Here is a 9194-nt window from a genome sequence, read left to right as displayed (position 1 = left end):
GGGTTGGGTCCGCCGGCGATCGAGCCCGCTGGCGGCTGGGGCAGCCTGGGGTCGAGCTGGTGGCCGTAGATGCGGCTGTGCTGGTTGTGTGAGTAGCGGCTGCCGTAGCCGGTGACGTAGGAGTTGTTGAGCGCGTTGCGGCCGAGGATGAAGTCGAGGCCTTCGAGGACGCCGTCGCGGTAGCGTTGGTCGCCGGTCAGGTCGAACGCGGTGGCGATGACCATGAGCTTGTTGAGGATGACGCTCGTGGTGCCCCACGTGTAGTCGTTCTCCCCGATCGGGACGCCGTAGGCCTGGTCGCGGACGGTCTGCAGGTAGTGGTCGGCGGCCTCGCGGACCGAGTTGCGGGCGGCGTCGCGGTCGTTGCCGGCCAGCTTGCTGGGGACGGTGGCCAGGTCGATCCGGCCGAGCGGTGCGACGAACTTCCAGTCGGGCCCGGTGTTGCGGAAGGCGTCGCCGGTCCAGTACGGCGAGGCGCGCAGGTGGTCGAGGAACGGCTGCTCGCCGGTCGTGATGAACAGCTCGGCAGCGGCCCAGTAGAACTCGTCGCGGACGTCGTCGTCGTCGTACGCACCGCCGCCGTCGGTGTCGTCCGGCCTGGCGTACATCGCCGGATGGTCCTGCGCGGCCTTCCACGCGGTGCGGGCCGCGGCCAGGCAGCGGTCGGCGAACGGGCCGTCGAAGGGTTTGAACAGCCGGGCGGCCTGGGCCGCGGTCGCGGCGAGGTTGAGGGTCGCCGCGGTGGACGGCGGATGCAGCTCGCGGACCTTGGGGTCCTGGTCGGGCAGGCAGGGCAGGTCCGTCCAGCCGCGGTCGTGGACCTTGTGGTGGGCCATGCCGGCGTTCGGTCTGCCGTCCGGGACCTGCATGCGGAGCATGAACTCGAGCTCCCAGCGGGCCTCGTCGAGGACGTCCGGGACCTTGTTGCCGTGCTCCGGGATGTCGAGGGTGCCGTCGCCGAGTGCGTCCGGGTTGCCGGTCTTCGCGGTCTTGGCGCGCTCGTACAGGCCGAGCAGCTGGGCGGTGGCGATGCCGCCGTTGACGACGTACTTGCCGTGGTCGCCGGCGTCGTACCAGCCGCCGTGCACGTCGAGCCGGTAGTCGCCGGTGCCGGGCTGGCACGGCACGCTGGTGTCGCCCTGGTTGGGCGGCACACCGACGTGGCCGGCCGGCCGGGCGTAGCCGGGCGCGAGCGCGTCGTCGATGGCGATGCCGCTGCGCTGCACGTAGAAGAAGTGCAACGCGTCCCGGCGCAGCCGGTCATAGATGGAGCCGGCGATCGTGAACGGGAAGCTCTGCTGTCCGCCGACACGCAGCACGTAGCCCGTGCCGGGCGCGGTCACCGTCGAGAAGTCGATGGTGTGCACCTTCTGCCCCGACGACGCGTCGACGCCGCGCGGGGTCGACCGGCCGGAGGCCACGACCTCGCCGGCGCCGGAGACGACCTGCCAGGACTGCGGGTCGGACGCGTCGGTCACCACGGTCGCGTGCTTCGGCCCGTCCGGCAGGTAGCCGACCTGGTTGACCCGCACCGGCGGGTCCGTCTCCGGGACGTACCACGGCCACGGTTCGCCGCCGACCAGCGAGACGTCGTCGAGGGTGAACGTCCACGCCTCGCCGAAGCCGCCGAGCTGGAAGGAGACCTGGCCGCGCTCGGTGGCGAGGTTGGAGGTGAACGAGTAGTGGTACTGCTGCGGGTTGGTGGTGAGCTGCAGGTCCTGCGTCCACGTCGCCGTGTACGGCTGGTCGCCGAGCTGGACCTGCGCCTTGATCGTCACCGGCCGGCTGGCCGACGCGGTGAACGAGATCGCGTACGGGGTGTTGGCGTTCAACCGGATGTCGTTCTCGCCGACGAGCACGTCGTAGGGCTTCTGCGTACCGCCCGGGACCTGCACCCTGAGCTTCCCGTCGGCCGCCGCCAGCGCCGTCCCGGCAGAGAACCAGCCGGCGGTGTCGTTGCCGTCGAACGTGCCGTTGAACACCTGCTCACGAGGTTCCTTGACCGTAACCATGCCTCGACCATGCCCCGCGAACACGGCGCAACCCCAGTCGCATGAGCCGTGGTTGACGCTCAAACAGTCGCTCGTCCCCCGGACAATCACCATCCCGGCATGGACCGAGAGGTAGCCGACGGTCACTCGCCGTCGACGGACCTTCCGGCTTCACTCCCGGTCAACTGGATCCGTGGCGGATGCCGAACGATGTCCCTGTATCGGCCGACCTCGAAGGGCAGCACCGACGAGCCCGTCCAGCAAGCGGCTGCGCTCGGGAGGCTTGGCCACGTCGAGGGGCCGGACTGCCGGCTCCACCGCGGCATACCTGCCGCCGCCGCGGGGTACGCCGTCCGGACCCGGTGAATCGGGCAGTGGCGCGTGATGCGGGAGACGACATGACCAGTTCGGACCCGCTGGTGATCGTCGGCATCGACGGTTCCCCAGCCGGCGTGGGCGCCGTCCGCTGGGCCGCCGATGAGGCAGTACGCCTCCAACGGCCGCTGCAGATCACCCACGCGCTGGGCGCTTCGGGTCGGCACGAGCCGACGCCCGAAGACCTCCAACCGGCCGTGCAGGCCGCCGCCGAGGCCCAGAGCTTCCAACCCGGCCTCCACGTCATCACCAGCACGTGGCAGGGCGAGGCCGCCCAGATCCTCGTCGAGCAGTCCCGCCACGCGAGCCTGGTCGTGGTCGGCAGCCGCGGGCCGAGTGACGTTGAGCCGCTGCCGGCGGATTCCCTGGGCGTGCGACTGGCGGTGCACGCTCACTGCCCGGTGCTCGTCGTCCCCGACGCGCAGCGCTGGGCCGACCCGGCCGCCGTGTTGCCGGAGCATCCACCGGTGCTGGTGGGCACCGACAGTTCGGACAATGCGCAGCTGGCCATCGAACTGGCCTTCGCTGAAGCGGCGTCACGTCACGTCGACCTGATCGCGGTGCGAGCCTGGCAGGAACCGCCGCGCCGCTGGGGTTTCGCCGCGAGCCCGGGCCGGTTCGCCGACCTCGCGGACCGGGCGCTGGCGGCGGACGTGGAGCCCTGGCGAGCCGAACATCCCCGGGTCCGGGTCGAGCTGCGTTGTCTTCACGGAGCTCCGGCGCCGGTCCTGCTCGCCGAGTCGCGTGACGCGCTCATGGTCGTGCTCGGCCCCCGCGGCACGGGCGGCTCCGACGAGCTGCGGCTCGGGTCGGTCACCCAGCAGCTCCTCGAGCACGCATCCGCGCCGGTGCTGGTGGCCCGCCGCTGAGGCTCTCGAAGTCCACCAGCCAAGCGGTCAGCCGCGGACTGAGCCGTCGTCGTTCACCCGCAACGGCACGACCCTCGACATCAACGGCGCTGGGCGTGCCGGACGATCCGCGCGACGCTGGATACGACGAGCATCCGTTCCTCAGAACGGAGATGGCATCCGATGAGCGAACGCATCCGGAAGACGGCGGGCGACCGCAGGCGAGCTAATCTGGCCGACTACGCCTGGGTCCGTCACGACTTCACCTGGCAGCATGCCCGGTCGTGGTTGTCCGGCCTGCCCGATGGCCGGGGGCTCAACATCGGCTACGAGGCAGTCGACCGGCACGCCGCCGGCGAGCGGGCCGGTGTCGTCGCGCTCCGCTGCGTGGACCGCTCCGGCGCCGTGCAGGACGTCACGTACGCGGAGCTGGCCCGGCGCACGAGCCGCTTCGCCAACGCGCTGCGCGCCCGCGGCATCGGCCGCGGTGACCGCGTGTTCACCCTGCTCAACCGCACTCCTGAGCTGTACGTGACGGCACTTGGCACGCTGCGCGGCACCAGCGTGTGCGCGCCGCTGTTCCCAGCGTTCGGTCCTGAACCGATCCGGGAGCGGCTGTACCGCGGCGGCGGCAAGGTCCTGGTGACCACGCCCGAGCTGTACAGCCGGCGGGTGGCGCCGATCCGTGACGCCCTGCCGGAGCTGCGTCACGTGCTGGTCGTCGGCGACGGTCCCGCGCCCGAGGGCACCGAGTCGTTCGCGGCCGCGGTCGACGCGGCGGCGGACACCTTCGAGGTGCCGCCGACCGACCCGGCCGACATGGCGTTGCTGCACTTCACCAGCGGCACCACCGGCCACCCGAAGGGCGCGGTCCACGTGCACGAGGCCGTCGTGGCGCACTACGCCACCGCCCTGTACGCGCTCGACCTGCGCCCCGACGACGTGTTCTGGTGCACCGCCGACCCCGGTTGGGTGACCGGCACCTCGTACGGCATCGTCGCGCCGCTGGTGCACGGCGCCACGGTCGTCGTCGACGCTGCCGAGTTCGACGCCCGCCGCTGGTACGACACGCTGCAACGGCTGCGGGTAACGAACTGGTACACGGCGCCGACCGCGCTGCGGATGCTCATGCGGCACGGCGCAGAGCCGGCCCGCCGGTATGACCTGTCGGCGTTGCGGTTCATCGCCTCGGTCGGCGAGCCGCTCAACCCGGAGACGGTGCTGTGGACGCGGGAGGTCTTCGGCCGGCCCGCGCACGACACCTGGTGGCAGACCGAGACAGGCGCGATCATGATCAGCAACTTCGCGGGCATGGACGTCAAACCCGGCTCCATGGGCCGCCCGATGCCCGGCGTCGAGGCGGCGCTGCTGGAGCGCGGCGACGACGGGCGGGCCCGGATCGTCGACGGCGCCGTCCGCGTCCTGGACACCCCGGGCGCCGTCGGTGAGCTGGCCCTGCGCCCCGGCTGGCCGTCGATGTTCCGCGGCTACCTCGGCGACGAGGAGCGCTACCGCGCCGCGTTCGCCGGTGGGTGGTACCTCAGCGGCGACCTGGCCAGACGCGACGACGAGGGCTACTACTGGTTCGTCGGCCGCGGAGACGACATCATCAAGTCGGCCGGGCACCTGATCGGCCCGTTCGAGGTCGAAAGCGTCCTCATGGAGCACCCGGCAGTCGCCGAGGTCGGCGTCATCGGCAAGCCCGACACCGTGGCCGGCGAAATCGTCAAGGCGTTCGTGTCGCTGAAGCCCGGGTATCAGCCGGCCGACGCACTGCGGCTCGAGCTGCTCGCGCTCGGCAGGCGCCGGCTCGCCGCGCTCGCCCCGAAGGAGATCGCCTTCGACCAGAACCTCCCCCACACGCGCAGCGGCAAGGTGATGCGCCGGCTGCTCAAGGCCCGCGAGCTCGGCCTGCCCGAGGGCGACCTGTCCACATTGGAGGTGTCGCGATGACCGCCGGAACCCAGCCGGTCATCCAGTCGGCCACCCAGCCGACGGGTCCGGCAGACCCGCGCGTGGACCTGCTCCGGCAGATGGTCAGGGTGCGCCGGTTCGAGGAGCGGTGCGTGCAGCTGTACAGCGCGGCGAAGATCCGCGGGTTCATGCACCTGTACATCGGCGAGGAGGCCGTCGCGGTCGGCGCGATCGGGGCGCTGTCCGCGGACGACGCCGTCGTGTCCACGTACCGCGAGCACGGCCACGCACTCGTCCGCGGTGTCAGCGCCGAGGCGGTCACGGCCGAGATGTTCGGCCGGATCACCGGTTGCAGCCGCGGCCGGGGCGGCTCCATGCACCTGTTCGACATCAGCCGGCGCTTCTACGGCGGCAACGCGATCGTTGCCGGCGGCCTGCCGCTCGCGGTCGGGCTGGCGCTGGCCGACCGGATGCTGGGGCGTCCCGCGGTGACCGCGTGCTTCTTCGGTGACGGCGCGGTGGCGGAGGGCGAGTTCCACGAGTGCATGAACCTTGCCGCGCTGTGGCGGCTGCCGGTCCTGTTCTGCTGCGAGAACAACCGTTACGCCATGGGCACCGCGCTGGAGCGCACCCACGCGGTCACCGATCTGGCCGCGCGGGCCGGCTCGTACGGGATGCCGTCCGCCGCCGTGGACGGCATGGACGTGCTCGCCGTGCGGGCCGCCACCGCCGGCGCCGTCGCGTCCGTGCGCGGCGGCCGCGGCCCGTTCTTCCTGGAGCTGCGCACGTACCGGTTCCGGGCCCACTCGATGTACGACCCGGACCGGTACCGCGACAAGGCGGAGATCGCCCGGTGGAAGCGGCGAGACCCCATCGACCGGCTCCTCAAGCAGCTGCGCGCCGACGGGGTCGTCGACGCCGCCGCGGTGGTCGCGATGGAGACGGCGGTCGCGGCGGAGATCGACGCCGCCGTCGCCGCCGCCGACGCGGCACCGGTCGAAGACGTCGCCGACCTCACCCGCTTCCTCCTCGCCGAGCGAGGAGCCCGCAATGGCTGAGACCACCTACCGGGAGGCGCTGCGGGAGGCGATGCGCGACGCGCTGCGGCGCGACGAGCGCGTCTTCCTCATGGGCGAGGACGTGGGCCGCTACGGCGGCGCGTTCGGCGTGAGCCTGGGCCTGCTGGAGGAGTTCGGCCCCGAACGGATCCGCGACACGCCGCTGTCGGAGTCGGCCTTCGTCGGCGCGGGCATCGGCGCCGCCATGAACGGCATGCGACCCATCGTGGAGATCATGACCGTCAACTTCAGCCTGCTCGCCCTGGACCAGATCATGAACAACGCGGCGACGCTGCGGCACATGTCCGCCGGCCAGTGCGGCGTGCCGCTGGTGATCCGGATGACGACCGGCGGCGGCCGGCAGCTGGCGGCGCAGCACTCGCACAGTCTCGAGGGCTGGTACGCGCACATTCCGGGGCTGCGCATCGCCGTGCCGGCGACGGTCGCCGACGCCCGCGGGATGCTGTGGACGGCGTTGCAGGACCCGGACCCGGTGCTCGTCTTCGAGCACGGCTCGCTGTACAACACCAGCGGCGACCTGCCCGACGGCGCCGGCCCCACCGATCTGGACCGTGCCGGCATCCGGCGGGCCGGCCGGGACGTCACGATCGTCACGTACGGCGGGACCCTGGGCAAGACGTTGACCGCCGCCGAGGAGCTGGCGGACGACGGCATCGACGCCGAGGTGATCGACCTGCGGGTGCTCCGGCCGCTCGACGACGTGACCCTGATGGAGTCGGTCGCCCGTACGCACCACGCGCTGGTCGTCGACGAGGGCTGGCGCTCCGGCAGTCTCGCCGCGGAGATCACCACGCGCATCGTGGAGCAGGCGTTCTACGAGCTCGACGCGCCGGTCGGCCGGGTCTGCTCGGCGGAGGTGCCGCTGCCGTACGCGCAGCACCTCGAGGCGGCCGCGCTGCCACAGCCGGCCGGTATCGTCCGCGCCGCGCGGGATCTGGTCGGCGCGTCGTGAGCGAGTTCCGGATGCCGTCGCTCGGCGCGGACATGACGGACGGGACGCTGCTGGAGTGGCTCGTGCACCCCGGCGATCCCGTCCACCACGGTGACATCGTCGCGGTCGTCGACACCGACAAGGCCGCCATCGACGTCGAATGCTTCGCCGACGGCGTCGTCCAGGACCTGGTCGTCGAGCCGGGGCACCGCGTCCCGGTCGGCACCGTGCTGGCCACCATCGCCGACGCCGCACCACCGCCCGCCGCGCCACCTGCCGACGCACCGCCGCCGGCCGCCGTGCGGGCGCCTGCGTCGCCGCCGGCGGGCGACGGCGGCGGGCCGTCCCTGGTCCTGTCGCCGCTGGTACGCCGGCTCGCTGCCGCCCGTCACGTCGACCTCGCCGCGCTGCACGGCAGCGGCCCCGGCGCCCGCATCATGCGCATCGACGTCGAGCGGGCAGCGGCCCCTCCCACCCGGGTGCGGAGCACGCCGCTGGCGCGGCGCCTGGCCCGCGAGCTCCGGGTGGACCTTACCGCCGTGCCCACCGCGGCGGACGGCGCCGTGCACGCCGGCCAGGTGCGCCACGCCGCGGACACCGTGGCCCGGGGTGCACCGAGCGCCCCGGTGGCGGCGACCGCCGCGGCAGACCGGACCGCCGCCATGCGGACGACGATCGCCGCGCTCATGGCCAGGTCCAAGCGCGAGATCCCGCACTACTACCTGACCGAGAGCGTGGACCTCGCCGCCGCCATGGCGTGGCTGCGCGAGTGCAACCGCCGGCTGCCGGTCGCCCGGCGGATCGTGCCGGCGGCGCTGCTGCTCAAGGCGTCCGCGCTCGCCGCGCGTCAGGTGCCGCAGCTCAACGGCTTCTGGAGCGAGCACGGGTTCGTGCCTGGCGGCGGTGTCCACGTCGGTGTCGCGGTCTCGCTGCGGGGCGGCGGGCTCGTCGCACCCGCCATCCATGACGCCGACCAGCTCGATCTGGGCGCGCTCATGGACCGGATGCGGGACCTGGTCACCCGCAGCCGCGGCGGCCGGCTGCGCGGCTCGGAGATGGCCGACCCGACCATCACCGTCTCCAACGTCGGCGAGCAGGGCAGCGAGTCCATCCTCGGGGTCATCTACCCGCCCCAGGTCGCCCTCGTGGGGTTCGGGCGCATCGTCGACCGGCCGTGGGCGGTCGACGGGCTGATCGGCGTCCGGCCCATCGTGCGCGTCAGCCTCGCCGCCGACCATCGGGCCACCGACGGTGCGGTCGGCTCCCGCTTCCTCGACCGCATCGCCCGGCTCATGCAGAAACCGGAGGAGCTATGAACCGCGACGAGGCAACCGAGGCGATCCGTGCGGCGTTGCGCGAGGTCGCACCCGACGTCGACCCGGCGGCCGTGCCGCCGGACGCCGAGCTGCGCGAGGCGTTCGAGCTGGACTCGCTGGACTTCCTGCGCGTCGTCGAACTGCTCACCGGGCGCACCGGAGTCCGCATCGACGAGGACGACTATCCACGGCTGACCACGATCAGCGCGGCAGCCGACTGGCTCTGCACGGCCGCCGCCACCTGACCGCAGCCTGCCGGGCACCGCGGCGCCCCCGCGGAGGATCTCACCCAGGTCGTACCCTCAAAAGGAGGTCACCATGGTTGCCGAACACACCATCGTCGTCGGCGTCGACGGCTCCCCGTCGAGCCTGGAAGCTGTCGACTGGGCAGCCGCGGAGGCGGTGCGCCGGGGCCAGCCGATGCACATCCTGCACGCGTTCCAGTGGCCGCCGCCGATCTACGCGCCGGCCGTCCCGCCGTCGCCGTCACCGTTCGAGCTCGGGATCCAGGAGGCGGCCGCGGAGATCGTCGCCGAGGCCGCCGACCGGGCGAGAGCGGCCGCGTCCACAGTGCGGCTCACCACGGCCACCCGGCCGGAGCCGGCCTCGGTGGCGTTGCTGGACACCGCCAGGACCGCCGCCGAGCTGGTGGTCGGCAGCCGCGGCCACGGCGGCTTCGCCGGTCTCCTGCTGGGATCGGTCAGCACGCAGGTCGCCACGCACGCCCCCTGCCCGGTCGT

Annotated in this window: 8 protein-coding genes; 7 read left to right on the top strand and 1 reads right to left on the bottom strand. The window is 72.7% G+C overall.

Annotated features, from left to right (window positions below; genetic code table 11):
• On the bottom strand, window positions 1-2012 hold a 2012-nt coding region (locus tag AB0J72_RS58550), incomplete at its 3' end, for a glycoside hydrolase family 9 protein (RefSeq protein ID WP_363417852.1).
• A 377-nt stretch (window positions 2013-2389) separates the two neighbouring features.
• Between AB0J72_RS58550 and AB0J72_RS58545 the strand changes: the two genes are divergently transcribed.
• The 7 genes from AB0J72_RS58545 to AB0J72_RS58515 all read left to right on the top strand — a co-directional run.
• On the top strand, window positions 2390-3235 hold the full coding sequence (locus AB0J72_RS58545) for a universal stress protein (protein ID WP_363417849.1): 846 nt from the start codon (window positions 2390-2392) through the stop codon (window positions 3233-3235).
• A 162-nt stretch (window positions 3236-3397) separates the two neighbouring features.
• The gene (gene acsA, locus AB0J72_RS58540; protein ID WP_363417846.1) at window positions 3398-5167 is read left to right on the top strand and encodes an acetate--CoA ligase; all 1770 of its coding nucleotides are present in this window, start codon (window positions 3398-3400) and stop codon (window positions 5165-5167) included.
• Window positions 5164-6186: a pyruvate dehydrogenase (acetyl-transferring) E1 component subunit alpha gene (gene pdhA, locus AB0J72_RS58535; protein WP_363417843.1), complete on the top strand. Its 1023-nt coding sequence runs from the start codon at window positions 5164-5166 to the stop codon at window positions 6184-6186. Before acsA ends, pdhA begins: the two co-directional genes overlap by 4 nt.
• Window positions 6179-7159, top strand: a complete 981-nt coding sequence (locus AB0J72_RS58530) for an alpha-ketoacid dehydrogenase subunit beta (RefSeq protein ID WP_363417840.1) — start codon at window positions 6179-6181, stop codon at window positions 7157-7159. Before pdhA ends, AB0J72_RS58530 begins: the two co-directional genes overlap by 8 nt.
• A complete protein-coding gene (locus AB0J72_RS58525) occupies window positions 7156-8454 on the top strand; it encodes a dihydrolipoamide acetyltransferase family protein (RefSeq protein WP_363417837.1) in 1299 nt (432 codons plus the stop codon). The genes AB0J72_RS58530 and AB0J72_RS58525 overlap by 4 nt, the downstream gene beginning before the upstream one ends.
• Window positions 8451-8699 carry an acyl carrier protein gene (locus AB0J72_RS58520; protein ID WP_363417834.1) on the top strand — a complete coding sequence of 83 codons (249 nt, stop codon included), beginning with the start codon at window positions 8451-8453 and terminating at the stop codon, window positions 8697-8699. Before AB0J72_RS58525 ends, AB0J72_RS58520 begins: the two co-directional genes overlap by 4 nt.
• Before the next feature lie 73 nt (window positions 8700-8772).
• Window positions 8773-9194 (top strand): universal stress protein (locus AB0J72_RS58515; protein WP_363417831.1); only part of this gene is annotated, 422 nt, incomplete at its 3' end.

Origin of the sequence: Dactylosporangium sp. NPDC049742, from assembly GCF_040674675.1 — a bacterium.
Lineage (GTDB): Bacteria > Actinomycetota > Actinomycetes > Mycobacteriales > Micromonosporaceae > Dactylosporangium > Dactylosporangium maewongense.
Note: the sequence above shows the minus strand (reverse complement) of the source record. Positions and strands in the feature narration are given on the sequence as shown.